The 15622-nt window shown below is 75.6% G+C and carries 14 protein-coding genes and 1 pseudogene; 5 read left to right on the top strand and 10 right to left on the bottom strand.

Translation table 11 applies throughout. From position 1 onward, the window contains the following. Positions 1 to 26: 26 nt before the first annotated feature. Entirely contained in the window at positions 27 to 809 is a 783-nt protein-coding gene (locus ACFT55_RS01230) for a transglycosylase family protein (RefSeq protein ID WP_380240644.1), read from the bottom strand. A gap of 214 nt (positions 810 to 1023) precedes the next feature. Between ACFT55_RS01230 and ACFT55_RS01235 the strand changes: the two genes are divergently transcribed. Both ACFT55_RS01235 and ACFT55_RS01240 read left to right on the top strand, forming a co-directional pair. After that, positions 1024 to 3558, top strand: coding sequence for a DEAD/DEAH box helicase (locus ACFT55_RS01235; RefSeq protein WP_380240646.1), 2535 nt, complete (start codon positions 1024 to 1026; stop codon positions 3556 to 3558). Next, on the top strand, positions 3555 to 4424 hold the full coding sequence (locus ACFT55_RS01240; protein WP_380240649.1) for an HpcH/HpaI aldolase/citrate lyase family protein: 870 nt from the start codon (positions 3555 to 3557) through the stop codon (positions 4422 to 4424). Before ACFT55_RS01235 ends, ACFT55_RS01240 begins: the two co-directional genes overlap by 4 nt. 78 nt (positions 4425 to 4502) lie before the next feature. On the opposite strand, the pseudogene ACFT55_RS01245 reads toward ACFT55_RS01240, so the two are convergent. The 9 genes and pseudogenes from ACFT55_RS01245 to ACFT55_RS01285 all read right to left on the bottom strand — a co-directional run. After that, positions 4503 to 4994, bottom strand: a pseudogene (locus ACFT55_RS01245) (Rv3654c family TadE-like protein); the annotation flags it as partial. Then, complete coding sequence (locus ACFT55_RS01250; protein WP_380240651.1) at positions 4991 to 5308, bottom strand: TadE family type IV pilus minor pilin; 318 nt, start codon at positions 5306 to 5308, stop codon at positions 4991 to 4993. The gene ACFT55_RS01250 and the pseudogene ACFT55_RS01245, both read right to left, overlap by 4 nt. A gap of 68 nt (positions 5309 to 5376) precedes the next feature. Next, positions 5377 to 5643, bottom strand: a complete 267-nt coding sequence (locus ACFT55_RS01255) for a DUF4244 domain-containing protein (protein ID WP_380240654.1) — start codon at positions 5641 to 5643, stop codon at positions 5377 to 5379. Between the two features lie 116 nt (positions 5644 to 5759). Beyond that, the gene (locus ACFT55_RS01260) at positions 5760 to 6377 is read right to left on the bottom strand and encodes a type II secretion system F family protein (protein WP_380240656.1); all 618 of its coding nucleotides are present in this window, start codon (positions 6375 to 6377) and stop codon (positions 5760 to 5762) included. Beyond that, complete coding sequence (locus ACFT55_RS01265; protein WP_380240658.1) at positions 6374 to 7051, bottom strand: hypothetical protein; 678 nt, start codon at positions 7049 to 7051, stop codon at positions 6374 to 6376. Before ACFT55_RS01265 ends, ACFT55_RS01260 begins: the two co-directional genes overlap by 4 nt. Further along, positions 7048 to 8181 (bottom strand): TadA family conjugal transfer-associated ATPase, encoded by a 1134-nt coding sequence (locus ACFT55_RS01270; protein ID WP_380240699.1) that lies wholly within the window; start codon positions 8179 to 8181, stop codon positions 7048 to 7050. The genes ACFT55_RS01265 and ACFT55_RS01270 overlap by 4 nt, the downstream gene beginning before the upstream one ends. Positions 8182 to 8207: 26 nt before the next feature. Next, positions 8208 to 9068: a pilus assembly protein FlpE gene (locus ACFT55_RS01275; protein ID WP_380240660.1), complete on the bottom strand. Its 861-nt coding sequence runs from the start codon at positions 9066 to 9068 to the stop codon at positions 8208 to 8210. Positions 9069 to 9158: 90 nt separating this feature from the next. Continuing rightward, positions 9159 to 10481, bottom strand: coding sequence for an MFS transporter (locus ACFT55_RS01280; RefSeq protein WP_380240662.1), 1323 nt, complete (start codon positions 10479 to 10481; stop codon positions 9159 to 9161). Continuing rightward, positions 10478 to 11119, bottom strand: a complete 642-nt coding sequence (locus ACFT55_RS01285; RefSeq protein WP_380240664.1) for a winged helix-turn-helix domain-containing protein — start codon at positions 11117 to 11119, stop codon at positions 10478 to 10480. The genes ACFT55_RS01280 and ACFT55_RS01285 overlap by 4 nt, the downstream gene beginning before the upstream one ends. Before the next feature lie 158 nt (positions 11120 to 11277). Here ACFT55_RS01285 and ACFT55_RS01290 point away from each other — a divergent pair, with 158 nt between their 5' ends. From ACFT55_RS01290 to mshD, 3 genes are all read left to right on the top strand, one after another. Continuing rightward, on the top strand, positions 11278 to 12075 hold the full coding sequence (locus ACFT55_RS01290; RefSeq protein ID WP_380240701.1) for an HAD family hydrolase: 798 nt from the start codon (positions 11278 to 11280) through the stop codon (positions 12073 to 12075). Between the two features lie 422 nt (positions 12076 to 12497). Continuing rightward, the gene (gene acs / locus ACFT55_RS01295; protein ID WP_380240666.1) at positions 12498 to 14513 is read left to right on the top strand and encodes an acetate--CoA ligase; all 2016 of its coding nucleotides are present in this window, start codon (positions 12498 to 12500) and stop codon (positions 14511 to 14513) included. Between the two features lie 95 nt (positions 14514 to 14608). After that, positions 14609 to 15580, top strand: coding sequence for a mycothiol synthase (mshD, locus tag ACFT55_RS01300; protein WP_380240668.1), 972 nt, complete (start codon positions 14609 to 14611; stop codon positions 15578 to 15580). Positions 15581 to 15622: the final 42 nt, after the last annotated feature.

Consider the following 15622-nt stretch of genomic DNA (forward strand, 5'->3'; position numbering starts at 1 on the left):
CAACAAGCCCGGGGTGACGCGTGGTGTCAGCGCAGACCGAGCTTGCGCGTGCAGGCGGGCCACTGCCCCCAGCCGGCGCGGTCCTGCAGGATCTGCGCCCGCTTGGTCTGCTCGGCGCGCCCATGACGGTGCGGCAGGCCGTGGCCGCCGACGGCGTGCCAGGTGCGGCCGGTGAACTGGTAGAGGCCGTAGAAGCCGTTGCCCGTGTTGGTGCGCGGGTTCCCGCCCGACTCGCAGCGCGCGAGCTTGCCCCACACGTCGCGCGTCGTGAGCCGGTTCGCGGCCACCCAGCCGCCGAGGCCGCCGGGCAGGCGCACCTTGACGCGGTTGACGTCGCGCCCCGTGGTGCGGGCCAGCAGCTTCACCGTGGTGCCGAGCCGGACGTGCTTGACCACCCGGGAGCCCGCCCCGGTGCCCTTGCGGATCACCACGGCCTTCTTCGTGTACCGGGTGCCCGACACGTCCTTGAGGGGGACGGTGGTGAGCGCTCCCTTGGCCGCCCAACCGACCCGGCCCGAGGGCGTCTGCACCTTGAGGCGGTACCGCCCGCGCTCGAGGACGCGCAGCTTGGTGCCGTCGTCGGGCCGGCCGACGGTCCGCGACCCGCTGGACGGCGTCTTGGTCAGTCGCGCCCGGTCCTTCTTGACCCAGCGGGCGCCGAGACCGGTCGACGCAGAGGTCGTGGCCGTGGCGGTCGAGGAGGTGGCGGCGCTCGCCGGCGCGGACGCGGCGGGCACCACGAGGGCGGACGTGACGAGCGCGCCGGCGACTGCGGCGACGACGGAGCGACGTGGGGTGGATCGAGGCATGCGTACCAGGGAACGATGTCACGATCAGATAACAAAGCCGGTCCGAGAATGATCACACTCTCTTCACCGAATGCGGATGCCATTCCCGAACAAAGGTCGAGAGGCCTCTCCTTCCTCGCGAATTCGACTTTGGCGGACATGCCCGACCTGCCCTGACGAGCACCGCGCCCGCACTGCCTCCGAGAGCCCCCCGCGCGGTGCGAGACTGTCGCCCGTGCCCGTCGACCCCGCCCCTGCGCCCGAGCAGCACCCGCTGCTCGAGGTGCTCACCGCGCACGGGGCACGAGCAGACCGGCTGACCCACGTGCGCACGTTCGACGCGCGTGCGGGGATCACGGCCGACTGGCCCACCTGGGCGGACCCTGGCGTGGTCGAGGGCTATCGGGCGCTCGGCGTCACGCGCCCGTGGGCGCACCAGGTCGAGGCCGCCGACGCCGTCCGGGAGGGTCGGCACGTGGCGCTCGCGACGTCGACCGGGTCCGGCAAGTCCCTCGCCTTCTGGCTGCCGGCACTCACGGCCGTCCGCGAGCCGGCGCCCGCCACGGTGCTCTACCTGTCCCCGACGAAGGCGCTGGCCGCCGACCAGCTCGCCGGCCTCCAGCGGCTCGTCGCGGCGATCCCCGACGGCGACCGACCTCGCGTCGCGACCTGCGACGGCGACACCCCGACCGACGAGCGGCGCTGGGTCACCGAGCATGCGGACGTCGTGCTCACCAACCCCGACTTCCTCCACTTCTCGATGCTGCCCGGCCACCGCCGCTGGGCGCGTCTGCTGCGCGGGCTGCGCTACGTCGTGGTCGACGAGGGGCACGCGTACCGGGGCGTGTTCGGTGCGCACGTCTCGCTGGTGCTGCGCCGGCTGACGCGCCTCGCCGCCCACTACCGCCCGACCTTCGACGCGCGGCTCACGGGTCCACCCCCTGCCGGGGACAGGTCCCTGGCGTTCGTGGTGGCCAGCGCGACCACGGCCGAGCCGGCGGTGAGCACCGGGCGGCTGGTCGGGGTGCCGCCGGAGGACGTCGTGGCCGTCACCGCCGACACCTCGCCGGCAGGCCGCCGGACGTTCGCGCTGTGGCAGCCCCCCGAGCTGGCGGGCTTCGAGCGCTCCCGCGCCACCGGCGAGGCGCCGACGCACGACGACGACCCGTGGGCGCTCCCCGACCCGCTCGACCCGGCGCACACCGCGCAGGAGGCGGAGCCGGTGCTCACGACGCGGGGTGCCGCGGAGCACCCGCGCCGGTCGGCGACCGCGGAGACGGCGGACCTGCTCGCCGACCTCACCGTGCACGGTGCTCGCACGCTCGCGTTCACCCGGTCGCGACGGGGCGCGGAGTCGGTGGCGCAGCAGGCGCGCGACCACCTGCGCCCGGTCGCTGCCGGGCTGGACGCGCGGGTGGCGAGCTACCGGGGCGGCTACCTGCCGGAGGAGCGCCGTGCGCTGGAGCAAGCGTTGCGCACGGGCGAGCTGCGCGGGCTCGCCACGACCAACGCGCTCGAGCTGGGGGTCGACATCTCCGGGCTCGACGCGGTGCTCGTGGCCGGCTGGCCGGGCACCCGCGTCTCCCTGTGGCAGCAGGCCGGCCGTGCCGGCCGCGCGGGCGCGGAGGGCCTGGTCGCGTTCGTCGCGCGCGAGGACCCCCTCGACACCTACCTCGTGACCCACCCGGAGGCCGTCTTCGACGCCGCGCTCGAGGCCACCGTCTTCGACCCGGCCAACCCGCACGTGCTCGCGCCGCAGCTCTGCGCCGCCGCGCAGGAGCTGGCGCTGCGCGCCGAGGACCTCGCAGCGTTCGGCGACCCCCTGGCGGTGCGCGAGGTGCTCGACGTCCTGGTCGCCCGCGGCGCCCTGCGCCGCAGGCCGTCCGGCTGGTACTGGACGCACGCGCAGCCGGCGGCGGCCATGGCCGACCTGCGCGGGTCGGGCGGTCGGCCCGTGCGCGTCGTGGAGGCGACGACCGGGCGGCTGCTCGGCACGGTGGACGCCGGGTCGGCGGACGGGCAGGTGCACGACGGCGCGGTGTACGTGCACCAGGGCGCGACGTTCGTCGTCGACCGCCTGGACCTCGCCGACCATGTGGCGCTCGTCGTGCGCAAGGACGTGGAGCACGGCACCTGGTCGCACGAGGTCATGGAGATCGCGATCGACGAGGACGGCCACCGGCCCGTCGTCGGGCGCGACTGGGGTCCGGTGCGGTGGGGGCTCGGCCCCGTGGAGGTGACCAGCCAGGTGGTGAGCTTCCAGCGCCGGCGCCTGCCCGACATGCAGGTGCTCGGCACCGAGCCCCTCGACCTGCCGTCGCGGACGCTCGCCACGACGGCCGTCTGGTGGTCGGTGCCCGACTTCGTGCTCCGGGCCGCCGGCGTCTCCCCGGAGGAGGCACCCGGTGCGCTGCACGCGGCGGAGCACGCCTCCATCGGTCTGCTGCCGCTGCTCGCGACGTGCGACCGCTGGGACCTCGGCGGCGTGTCCACCGAGCTGCACCCCGACACGGGAGAGGCCACCGTGTTCGTGTACGACGCGTACCCGGGCGGCGCGGGGTTCGCCGAACGGGGGTATGCGCTCGGCGCCCGCTGGCTGCGCGCGACGCGCGACGCGATCGCCGCGTGCTCGTGCGCGGACGGCTGCCCGGCGTGCGTGCAGTCGCCGAAGTGCGGCAGCGACAACGCGCCTCTCGACAAGTCCGCGGCCGTGCGCTTGTTGGATGCCGTGCTGAGCCACGCGCCCGCGGAACCTACCATCGTGAGGTGACTACTGAGATCGACCTCGCCGAACGCCGACGTTCCCGCGAGAAGACGCGCGTGGACCCCGCCAACGCCCGGTCGTGGCTGCTGCTGTCCGCCCTGCGCGACGACACGTTCGACGCCGCCCAGCTGTCGCGGGCGGACCAGGTCATCCTCGACTGCGAGGACGCGGTCGACGACAGCCGCAAGGACGAGGCGCGGCAGAAGGTGCTCGACTGGTTCGCCGGCGGTGGCCGCGCCTGGGTGCGCATCAACGAGCGCGGCTCGGAGGCCTGGGCCGACGACGTGCGCCTCCTGCGCGACGCCAGCGGACTGTCCGGCGTGATGCTCGCCAAGACCGAGTCCCCGGACCAGGTGATCGACACCGTGCAGCGCCTCGGGGGGCACGTGCCCGTGATCCCGCTGGTGGAGTCCGCGCTCGGGATCGAGGACTCCGTGAGCATCGCCCGCGCCCCGGGTGCGTTCCGCCTGGCCTTCGGGTCCGGCGACTACCGCCGCGACACGGGCACGGCCAACGAGTCGCTCGCGATGGCGTACCCGCGCTCGCGACTCGTCACCGCCAGCCGTATCGGTGGCCTGCCCGGCCCGATCGACGGGCCGACCGTGGGCACCAGCCACGCGCTGCTGCGCGAGCAGTCGGCGGACGGCGTGGCGCTCGGGCTCACCGGCAAGCTCTGCCTGGACCTCGAGACGCCGGCCGTGATCAACGAGTCGTTCAGCCCGTCGTCGGCGGACGTCGCCTGGGCCGTCGACTTCCTGGCCGACTTCGAGGCGTCGGGCTCGGTCATCCGCGACGGCTCGGACAAGCCGCGCCTGGCCCGTGCCCGCAAGATCAGCGAGCGCGCCGCGCTGTTCAACGTCAACCCGTCCTGACGGCCTGCGGGCCGGGACCGTCGAGGTCCCGGCCGGCGCGGCTGCCACCTCGGGTGCGCCGGGCCGTGGCCCCGCACGCGCGCCTGCGACGGCAGCGCCGAGCGTGTCTGCCCACGGGCCGGCCGCCCCGAGCGGAGCTCGCGAGACCCGCACCCCGAGCACGCCGCCACCCTCCGGGACGCAGGCCACCAGGTCACCGCCGTTGCGACGCACCGCGTCCGCGGCTGTCGCGCAGGGGTCGGCACCCTGCCGCCATGCGGCCGCCCCGGCGAGCGCGGCGAGGTCCGCCGCCGCCTGGGCCGAGCCTCGCGCGCGTTGCGCGGCCCCCAGCGCGCCGACCGCCAGTGCCAGCAGCACGACCATCGCCGCCAGGGCCAGCACGAGCACCGTCCCCGACCCGCGCTCTCCGGCGGTGGGCCTGGCGGGACTGACGGGCCTGACGGGCCGCTCTCCCGCGCCCGCGACCCCAGCACGACCGGAAGCACCCCGGCTCGGGTCATTGTTCGGGTCACTGCTCGGGTCACCACTCGGAGCACCGCTCCGCCCGGTCCGCGCGCCGGCGACGCTCATGGCTCCACCCAGGCGGTCGCGCTCCCCGACGCCCGCACCGGCGATCCGGAGAACCAGCCGCCGACCACCGGCCGCGTGACCGTGACCCGTACCCAGGTCCCGTCACGGGAGACGCGCACGGCGGCGTCCTCGCCGCCCACCTGCGCGACGGCCTGCCGCGCGGCAGCGTCGTCCTCTCCGATCGCGTAGGCGCGCGCCCCTGCCCGAGCCGCGTCCAAGGCACGCATCTGTGCCGTGGACGCGGCCGCGAGACTGAGCACCGCGACCAGGAGGAGCACCACGACGGGCAGCCCGACGGCGAGCTCCGCCGTCACCGCGCCCCGCTGGCCGTCGGTACGTCCCTGCGCGGCCGGGGCAGCTCCTCTTCGGCGGTGCGTCACCATCAGATCGACAGCGCCGAGCTGATGATGCTCTCCAGCAGCCCCTTCACCATGCCGCTCTTGAGCACTGCGATGAGCAGCCCGGCGAACCCGACAGCCGCCACGGTGGCCACCGCGTACTCAGCCGTGGCCAGCCCGGCCTCGGGATCGAGGTCGGCGTCGGGCCCGGCCGCACCTGGCACCTCCACGGCCGGGGCGGGCCCGGTCGCCGGCGGCGCTGCGACGCCGACCAGACCGCGTCCCTCGTCCATGTGTCCGTCGTCGTTCATGTCTCCTCCGTCATCTCTTCGGTGTCCGGCACGTGCTCCGTGCCGGTCGTGACGCGACCGCCCGGCGGGCGGGCGCGGTGGCCCGGGGTGCTCCCGGGACGTCAGGGGCCGGGCACTCACCCGGTCAGCAGGTCGACACCCAGCGCCAGGAGCACGGGCACGAGACCGATCAGGACGAACGCGGGCAGGAAGCACACCCCGAGCGGGAGCACGAGGCGCACCGCCAGTCGCGCCGCAGCGGTCTGGGCGGCCGATCGCCGGGCACGCAGCAGCTCCTCCCCGGCCGCGCGCAGGGCTCCGGACGGGGACGCGCCGTCGGTCCACGCCCCGCGCAGCGCGCGTGGCACGGGGACGAGCCGGTCGGTCGTGTGCCGCCAGGCGCCGTCCCAGTCGGCGCCGAGACGGAGGGCGTCAGCCGCGGCGCGCAGGGCGGCCCCGTCGGCGGTCGCTCCCGACGCGGTGTCCAGGGCGACGCCCGTCGCGTCGAGAGCCCGTGGCACGCCCGCCCCGGAGCGCAGCGCCGCGCCCAGCAGCTCGAGCAGCACCGGGACGTCCACTGAGGCGCCGTGCGGTCCGTCGCCCGGCGGTGCCGCGCGACGGTCGGTGGGCAGCCGCAGCATCCGCTCGTGTCCGTGTCGCGCGGCGACCCACCACGGCAGGGCGCCGACCAGGACCGCGAAGGCCACCGTCCCCGCCACCCCGGCGGGTGTGTCGACGCTCAGCAGCCCGCTCACGTCGCCGCCTCACCGGCGGCCCGCGCCGCTGCGACGAGCCGGCGGGTCCATACCTGCCCAGCGGCGAGCAGCAGCAGACCGAGGCAGACGGCCGCCGTGCCCGCCCCGCCGTCGAGCGCGGTGCGCAGCGGGTCCGCGCCCAGCAGCCAGCCGAGCATCGCGCCCAGCAGCGGCAGCGCCGTCAGCACGCGGGCCGTGGCACGCGGCCCGGCCAGCGACGCCTCCCGTTCCGCGCGGGCCTCGGCCTCCGCCACGAGGGCACCCGACACGGCGTCGAGCACCGCCGCCAGCGGTGCCCCGACGTCGCGCGCAAGCACGGCGGCTGCCACCACCGAGCGCGCGTGACCCTCGCCGCCGACCACCGGTGCCAGGGCGGCGGCGTGCGGCACCCCGGTCGGGTGCGCCGGCACCCCGACCGCCCGTGACCAGGCGGCGGCGGGCGGCGCGCCGGCGCGCAGCAGCGCGATCACCTGTGCGACGGCGACCCGGACCGCCTCTGCCCCCGCGGTGGCGTCCCGGCGCGGGGGCCAGGCCCGGAGCGAGAGCCGCTGCGGACCGGCCGGCGGCCGGACGAGGGCGGTCGCCTTCCGCCCGCAGGGCGCCAGCAGCAGCCAGCCCGCCATCGCCACCCAGGCCCCCGCCGCCAGCGCCGGGGCGACCGGCCCGGCCGTCATGGCGCCCACCGCGCGGTCAGCTCGTCCCACGCGTCGCCGGTGCGTGGCTCGGCGCCGGGCGACCAGGTCGCGGCGCGCCGCACGACGAGACGGCCGTCGTCGTCCTGGCCCACCAGTCCGAGCTCGGCGAGGTGGCGGCCCCCGCCCCGGCGACGCAGGTGCAGCACGACGTCCAGCGCGGCCGCCGCCTGTGCGGCCACGGCGTCGCGCGGCATCCCGGCGAGCGCCGCGAGCGCCTCGAGCCGGGCGGGCACGTGCTCGACGGCGTTGGCGTGCACGGTGGCCATGCCCCCGTCGTGGCCGGTGTTCATCGCGAGGAGCAGCTCCCGCACCTCAGCTCCCCGGCACTCCCCCACGACGATCCGGTCGGGCCGCATCCGCAGCGCGCCGCGCACCAGGTCGGTCAGGGACACCTCGCCGACCCCCTCGACGTTGGGCCGCCGGGCCGCGAGGGAGACCACGTGCGGGTGCTGGGGCGAGAGCTCGCGCGCCTCCTCGACCACGAGGACGCGCTCGTCCGGGGGTGCGAGGGAGAGCAGCGCGGCGAGCAGCGTCGTCTTGCCGGTGCCGGTGCCGCCGGTCACCAGGAGGTTCGCCCGCCGGGTCACCAGGGCGCGGAGCAGCTCCGCCCAGGGCGACGGCAGCCCGCCGGCGGCGACGAGGGCGGGCACGGAGTGGGCGGCTTGCCGCAGCACGCGCAGCGCGATCACCGCCCCGGCGGCGGCGACGGGTTCGACGGCGGCGTGCAGGCGGGATCCGTCCGGCATCCGTGCGTCGACCGTCGGAGCGGCGTCGTCGAGGCGTTGCCCGGCGACGGCGGCCATGCGCACGGCGAGCGCCCGCACGGCCTCGGTCGTCCCGAGGTCGAGGTCGACGCGGACGAGCCCGGCACCGCGGTCCACCCAGACGTCGTGCGGGCCGTTGACGAGCACGTCGGTGACCTCGGGGGTGTCGAGCAGCGGCTGCAACGGCCCTGCCCCGGTGAGCTCGGCCCGCGCGGCCCGGGTGAGGTCGTCGAGGGCGGCGGAGCCGAAGACGCGCCCGGTGGCCCGCAGCGCGTCGCGCACGGTGGCGTCGTCGACGACGGTCCCGGCGGCTCCGACCCGGGCACGCACGTCGTCCAGGAGCATGCGGTCGACGAGCGGCGAACCGCCCGTCACGACGCACCGGCCAGGGCGGCGACGAGCGAGCGTGCGGCCCGCCCGAGCGGCGCACCGCGTCCGACGGGCGGCCCGTCACCGCGGTCCACGGCGGCTGCGAGCCGGGGGTCGCGGCGCACCGTGGCGGCGGCGCGAAGCTCGAGGGCTTCCTCCAGCGCCCCGGCGTCGACGCGTCCGGGGACAGGCCCGCGGGCGACGAGCCAGGGTTCGGGAACGCCGAGCCCGGCGAGCTGGGCCCGCGCCACGAGAGCACCGGCGACCCCGGGCGCGCTGCACGGGGTCACCAGCAGCGACGCGTCGGCCGCGGCCAGGAGCATGCGCGTGCCGGCGGTCCAGGCGCCCGGGCGTGGCAGGTCGAGCACCACGGTCTCGCCGCCGCGCAGCAGCCCGGTGCACACGTCGACGACCACGGCGTCGTCGGGGCGCTCGGGACGGAGGCGGGCACCGGAGAGCACCGGGAGCGAGCGCCAGCGTGGCAGGGCGGCGACCACCCCCGCGCCGTCGACCTCGCCCCGGGCGGCGGTGAGCTCGGGCCAGCGCGCGCCCGGCTCGTCCTCGATGCCGAGGAGCACGTCCGCGCCGGCGCCGGGAAGGTCGAGGTCGACGAGGACTGCGGGCTCGCCCCCGCGCCGCAGCCCCAGGGCGACCGCGGCGGCGACCACGCTCGTCCCGGCACCGCCGCACGCGCCGAGGACCGCGATCGTCCGCCGCCCCCGGCCGACCGCCCACGGGGCTCGTGCGGCGCCGTGCCAGCGCGTGGGTGTGTCGTCGGCGTCGAGCGGGACGGTCGGGTGCGGCCGCCCGGTGGGCGTGCCGGCTGCCGGCCGGGGCAGGGTGCGGGTGGGTGCGTCGTCCATGCCCCCAGGTTCGGGCGCGAGCTCTGCCCGTCCCGGCGACAGCCCGCGATCTGTGGACGGGCGCGCCCTGGGGGCGGCTTCCGCGCCCCGTCAGGCCGCGGCCACGTCCTCGGAGGCCGTCGGCACGGTCACGTCCACGCCGCCGCGCGACCGCGCGCGCTCGGCACGCAGGGCCGGCACGAAGCACAGCACCCCGAGCACGCTGAACCCGCCCCCGAGGACCATCGCGAGCGGGGTCGAGCCCGCCTGTGCCACCCAGCCGAGGGCCGGCGACGCCACGGCGTAGGTCGCGAACGCCACCATCGACGCCATGGACAGGACGGTGGAGCGGTTGTCGCGACGGGCCTCGCGGTGCAGGAGCGCGTTGTAGGTCGGGCCGGAGCTGCCGTGCAGGCCGTAGGTGACCAGGTAGGCGACCACGAGCATCGCCGGGCCTCCGGCGAGCCCCATCCACACCGCGCCCAGCCCGTTGAGGACACGCGACGCCATGGCGGTGCGAGCCACGCCGAACCGGCGCGACGCGAGCCCGCTGAGCGCGGCGCCCAGCGCGAACGTGCCCCACCCGACGGACGCCACCGGTCCCATGACCGCACCCGCCTGCGCCTCGCCGCCGAGCAGCTCGGCGAGCCGCACGGGCTGCAGGGACTCGAAGACGACCATCGCGGCGGAGGCGAACAGCTCGACGAGCAGCAGCCCGCGCAGCACGCGGTTGTCGCGCGCGAGCCGCAGCCCCGACAGGATGCTCGCCGGAGCCTCGCGGGCCGACCCAGCCACGGACCGGACTGCCGCGCGCCAGCGGCGGCGGCCTACGACAGGCGTGCCGGCGGCGGCGACGCGCCGCGGAGCCTCCCGCACCAGCAGCGCCACCATCACCAGGTGCACGACGGCGAGCGCCACGTACGCCGCGTAGGGCAGCGTCAGCGCCGACCAGGCCGGGAAGGGGTGCCACCAGACCAGGCCGCCGGAGACGAGCGCGCCGAGCGCGATGGACACCCCGAGCACCGTGCCCTGGTGGGCGAGCGTGCGGTCGACGTCGGCGCCGGGGTGCTCGGCGTGCACGGCGTCGACGAACCAGGCCTCCAGCGGGCCAGAGTCGAGCGCGCGGAACAGCCCCATGAGGGCCGCCGCGACGAAGAACGCCCAGAGGGACTGGGCCAGCAGGAACGTCGTGGCCGCCAGCACCTGGGCGACGGCAGAAGCGACCAGCATCGGGCGTCGTCCGACGGCGTCGGCGGTACCGCCCGTGGGCAGCTCCAGCGCGAACACGACGAGGCCGGTGACCGACGCGAGCGTGAGCGTCTGCCCGACGGTGAGACCGCGCTCGATCGGCAGCAGCGTGGTGATCGACACGACCAGCCCCACCGGGAACCAGCGGGTGGCCGTGAGCAGGAGGAAGACGCGCTGCGGGCTCATGTCTCGTCCTTGGTCTTGGTCTCGGTCTTGGTCTCGGCACCGCGCACGCTCTCGGGCACGTCGTCGGCGTCAAGCGGGAAGAGGAATCGCCACAGGTGCAGCCGGCGGGCGCGCGGGTCGCCGGTGCCGACGCGCAGGTACTTGTTGACGACGGCCTCGAGCTCGTCCTCCATCGCCCGCGCCTGCTCGGGCGTGACGTCCACCCAGGTGTCGGTCATCCCGGCGACGTCGGTCCACTCCTTCGGCCAGCTGTCCGCGACGTCGAGCCAGTGCGCGTAGTTCGTGTCGAACTGGCGGTGGTAGTCGCGCACCAGCCAGCCGAGCGCCGTCTGCGCGTCCTCGTCGCCGCCGAACTCGGAGTCGCGCCAGCCGTGGCTCTCGGTGGAGGCAGCCCAGAGACGCTCCTTGCCCCGGCCCTCCCCCGTGTCGGTCACGAGGCCGACGGACTCCATCTTCCGCAGGTGGTAGCTGGTGGCCCCGGTGTTGGTGGACAGCTCCGCGGCGAGCGCGGTGGCGGACGCCGGGCCCTCCCGCCGGAGGGCGCCGAGCAGGCGCGAGCGCAGGGGGTGGGCGAGCACCTTGGCCGCCTCGGCGGTCAGCTCGAGGTGGGTGTAGGGGCGGTCGGCCGTCTCGTCCATGCGTGCACAATAACCATGCACAACTCTTCTGCACAAGAGTTGTGCACAGAAGTTGTGCATGGACCTCCGGACGCAGCCGCAGCCCCTCCGGCTAGGCTCTGCCCGTGACCGACCAGGGACCGGGCCCGGACAGGAGCCCGAGCGAGACGTCACCGCGCGTGACGCCGGCACCACGGTCGCGCGTCGCGGCGTTCTTCGACCTCGACAAGACGATCATCGCGACGAGCTCGTCGGCCGCGTTCTCCAAGCCGTTCTACGCCGGGGGCCTCATCACCCGCGGCGACGTGCTCCGCAGCGCCTACGCGCACCTCCTCTTCTACGCGGGCAACGCCGACGCCGACCAGACGGAACGGATGCGCAAGCACCTCTCCGAGCTCGCGACCGGCTGGGAGGTGAGCAAGGTGCAGCAGATCGTCGCCGAGACGGTGCACGAGCTCATCGACCCGTACGTCTACGCGGAGGCCGTCGACCTCATCGCCGAGCACCACGAGCTCGGGCACGACGTCGTCATCGTCTCCGCCTCGGGCGCGGAGCTCGTCGAGCCGATCGCCACGGTGCTCGGTGCGGACCACGTCATCGCGACCCGGATGGCGATCGAGGACGGCCGCTACTCCGGCGAGATCGAGTTCTACGCGTACGGCGAGCAGAAGGCCGCCGCCGTCGAACAGCTCGCCACCGAGCGGGGGTACGACCTCGAGCGCAGCTACGCCTACTCCGACTCGGTCACGGACGCGCCGATGCTGGCCGCCGTCGGGCACGGGTTCGCCGTCAACCCGGACAAGACGCTGCGTCGCGTCGCCGCCGAGAACGGCTGGGGCGTGCTCACCTTCTCCCGTCCCGTGGCGCTGCGCTCCGCGATCCGCCCGCCCGCCGTGGCGCTCGTCGCGGGCGGCGTCGCGGCCGCGGGCGTGACCGCCTGGCTGCTCCGCCGCTGGTGGCGCCGCCGGTACGCCTGACCGCTTGCGCCGCCGTCGGGGCAGGCGTTCCATGGAAGGACGACAGCCGGACGCAGGACCCACGCACAGGAAGTCCACGGTTGAGGACCCACTCGGCGGGAACGACCCCGCTCAGTGATCGGATAGCGCGCCTGCTACCCGCGTCCGGGCTGGCGAGCACGGCGCTCGGTCGAACTGACTCCCGGGCGCCGTGCTCGTGCGGCGCCGGACCGGCGCCAGGCGGCCGACGGGCCAGCCCCCTCCCCGCCCCGGCGAGGCCCCTTTGTGAGGAGCGGGGTCGAACCTTGGGACGAACGTGACCCCGGTCACCGCGAGGTCTAGACTCCCGACGGCGAGGCCCCCGCGGGGCCCGTCGTCCCCCGGCCGCACCGCGTCGTGCACCGGCGGACCGCACCAGCGACGATGCGTAACCGGAGGTCAGCGTGCCAGAGAACGAGCCCACCGCCCCCAGCCTCGAGAACCTGCTGCACGAGACGCGAGCGTTCCCGCCGAGCCCCGCGTTCGCGGCGCAGGCGAACGCCCAGCCGTCCCTGTACGACGAGGCGCAGGCCGACCGGCTCGGGTTCTGGGACGACCAGGCGCGGGAGCTCGTCAGCTGGTCGACGCCGTTCACCCAGACGCTCGACTGGTCCGAGGCGCCGGTGGCGAAGTGGTTCGCCGACGGCAAGCTCAACGCCGCCTACAACGCGGTGGACCGGCACGTCGAAGCCGGGCGCGGCGACCGCGTCGCCCTCCACTTCGAGGGCGAGCCCGGCGACACCCGCACCGTCACGTACGCCGACCTGCAGGCCGAGGTCTCCCGCGCCGCCAACGCGCTCACCGCGCTCGGCGTCGGCAAGGGCGACCGCGTCGTCGTCTACCTGCCGATGCTCGTCGAGTCGGTCGTCGCGATGCTCGCGTGCGCCCGCATCGGCGCGCCGCACTCCGTGGTCTTCGGCGGCTTCTCCGCCGACGCGCTGCGCAGCCGGATCGCCGACGCCGAGGCCAAGCTCGTCATCACGGCCGACGGCGGCTACCGCCGCGGCGCGCCGTCCGCCCTCAAGCCCGCCGTCGACGAGGCCCTCGCGCCGAAGGACGGCGAGCCCGCCACGACCGTCGAGCACGTGCTCGTCGTGCGCCGCACGGAGCAGGACGTCGCGTGGACCGAGGGCCGCGACGTCTGGTGGCACGACGCCCTGGAGCAGGCGAGCCCGGTCCACGAGCCGGTCGAGGTGGACGCGGAGCACCCGCTGTTCATCCTGTACACGTCGGGCACCACGGGGAAGCCGAAGGGCATCCTGCACACCACCGGCGGCTACCTCACGCAGGCGGCGTACACGCACAAGAACGTCTTCGACCTCAAGGCCGAGTCCGACGTCTACTGGTGCACCGCCGACATCGGCTGGGTCACCGGCCACACCTACGTCGTGTACGGGCCGCTGACCAACGGCGCCACCCAGGTGATCTACGAGGGCACCCCCGACACCCCGCACCGCGGCCGCTGGTGGGAGCTCGTCGAGAAGTACAAGGTGTCGATCCTCTACACCGCCCCCACCGCCATCCGCACGTGCATGAAGTGGGGCGAGGACATCCCGGCCGGCTTCGACCTGTCGAGCCTGCGCGTCCTCGGCTCGGTGGGCGAGCCCATCAACCCCGAGGCGTGGATGTGGTACCGCCGCGTCATCGGCGGCGACACCGCCCCGATCGTCGACACCTGGTGGCAGACGGAGACGGGCGCGATCATGATCAGCCCGCTGCCCGGCGTCACGGCCACCAAGCCCGGCTCGGCGCAGGTCGCGCTGCCCGGCATCGTCGCCGACGTCGTCGACGACGAGGCCCACCCGGTGCCGAACGGCGGCGGCGGGTACCTCGTCCTGTCGGAGCCGTGGCCGTCGATGCTGCGCGGCATCTGGGGCGACCTGCAGCGCTTCAAGGACACGTACTGGTCACGGTTCGAGGGCCTGTACTTCGCGGGCGACGGCGCGAAGAAGGACGAGGACGGCGACATCTGGCTCCTGGGCCGGGTCGACGACGTCATGAACGTCTCCGGCCACCGCCTGTCCACCACGGAGATCGAGTCCGCGCTCGTCTCGCACGACGTGGTGGCCGAGGCCGCCGTCGTCGGTGCCAACGACGAGACCACCGGCCAGGCCGTCGTCGCGTTCGTCATCCTGCGCGGCGAGCACGCCGACCGCGGCGCGACGCCGGAGGGCGCCGCACAGGTGCAGGACGAGCTGCGCGCCCACGTCGCCAAGGAGATCGGACCGATCGCGAAGCCGCGCCGCATCCTCGTCGTCGCGGAGCTGCCCAAGACCCGGTCGGGCAAGATCATGCGCCGCCTGCTGCGCGACGTCGCCGAGAACCGCACGGTGGGCGACGCGACGACCCTGGCCGACTCGTCGGTGATGGACCTCATCGCGGCGGGCCTCTCCTCGGCCAAGCCCGGCTCGGAGGACTGACCCCCTCGCCGACCAGGCGGTTGCGCACCTTCTGACGGTTCAGAACGTGCGCAACCGCCTGGTCGGCTCGGTCGCTCCTCGGTGACAATGGGGTCGTGCCCACGACGCCCGCGCAGTCCGCCCTGACCTTCGGCCCCCTCGACCCCGCCGCGCAGGACGCCGTGCGCGCGCTCGCTGCGGCAGCGACGCAGCAGGACGGCGTCCCGCCGCTCTCGGAGCAGCCGTTGCTGCGCCTGGGCGCGGACACGGACTGGCTGACGCACGTCGTCGCGCACGACGCCGACGGCGCGGTCGTCGGCTACGCCCAGGTGGACCGCGGGGGCGACGACGCGAGCGCGGAGCTGGTGGTGCACCCGGACCACCGCCGGTCGGGGACGGGGACCATGCTGCTGCGCACGGCGGAGCGCGACGCCCGCCTGCCGATGTTCTCGGGGGCGCCGGGGCAGCGGGGCAAGCCCCTGCGGGTGTGGGCGCACGGCGACCTGCCCGCGGCGCGGGCGTTCGCGGCGGCGCGCGGCTACGACGTCGCGCGCGAGCTGCTGGTGCTGGCACGGCCGCTCGGCGCCGAGGACGCGGCGCAGGACCTGCCCGACCTGCCGGGTCTCGCCCTGCGCACGGTGCGGCCGGGGGCCGACGACGAGGCGTGGGTGCGCCTGAACGCGCGCGCGTTCGCCGGCCACCCCGAGCAGGGGCGCCTCACCGTCGACGACCTGCACGACCGCCAGCGCGAGGCATGGTTCGACCCCGAGGGCTTCTTCCTCGTCGTCCCGGCCGACGACCCGGCGGACGAGCCGCTCGGCTACCTGTGGACCAAGGTCGAGACCGATCAGGCCGACGGGTCGCGGGACGGCGAGATCTACGCCGTCGGCGTGTCCCCCGACGCCCAGGGTCGCGGCCTGGGCCGGGCGCTCACCGCCGTCGGCCTGCGACACCTGGCCCGGGTCGGGTGCGACCGCGCCGTGCTGTACGTGGACGGCGACAACGCGGCCGCGCTCGCCACCTATGCGGGCGCAGGGTTCGAGCGGGCGGCGACGGACGTCCAGTACGCGCCGGCCCGCACCGCCTAGCACGCACGGGCAGACGGTCCGTGTCCCACCGCGGACTTCGTC

Origin of the sequence: Isoptericola sp. NPDC057191 (genome assembly GCF_042670225.1) — a bacterium.
Lineage (GTDB): Bacteria > Actinomycetota > Actinomycetes > Actinomycetales > Cellulomonadaceae > Isoptericola.

Coding starts and splice junctions, on each gene's coding strand:
- ACFT55_RS01230 (WP_380240644.1), bottom strand. CDS start 809: ATGCCTCGATCCACCCCACGTCGCTCCGTCGTCGCCGCAGTCGCCGGC.
- ACFT55_RS01255 (WP_380240654.1), bottom strand. CDS start 5,643: ATGAACGACGACGGACACATGGACGAGGGACGCGGTCTGGTCGGCGTC.
- ACFT55_RS01275 (WP_380240660.1), bottom strand. CDS start 9,068: ATGGACGACGCACCCACCCGCACCCTGCCCCGGCCGGCAGCCGGCACG.
- ACFT55_RS01285 (WP_380240664.1), bottom strand. CDS start 11,119: ATGGACGAGACGGCCGACCGCCCCTACACCCACCTCGAGCTGACCGCC.
- ACFT55_RS01280 (WP_380240662.1), bottom strand. CDS start 10,481: ATGAGCCCGCAGCGCGTCTTCCTCCTGCTCACGGCCACCCGCTGGTTC.
- ACFT55_RS01270 (WP_380240699.1), bottom strand. CDS start 8,181: ATGCTCCTGGACGACGTGCGTGCCCGGGTCGGAGCCGCCGGGACCGTC.
- ACFT55_RS01265 (WP_380240658.1), bottom strand. CDS start 7,051: ATGACGGCCGGGCCGGTCGCCCCGGCGCTGGCGGCGGGGGCCTGGGTG.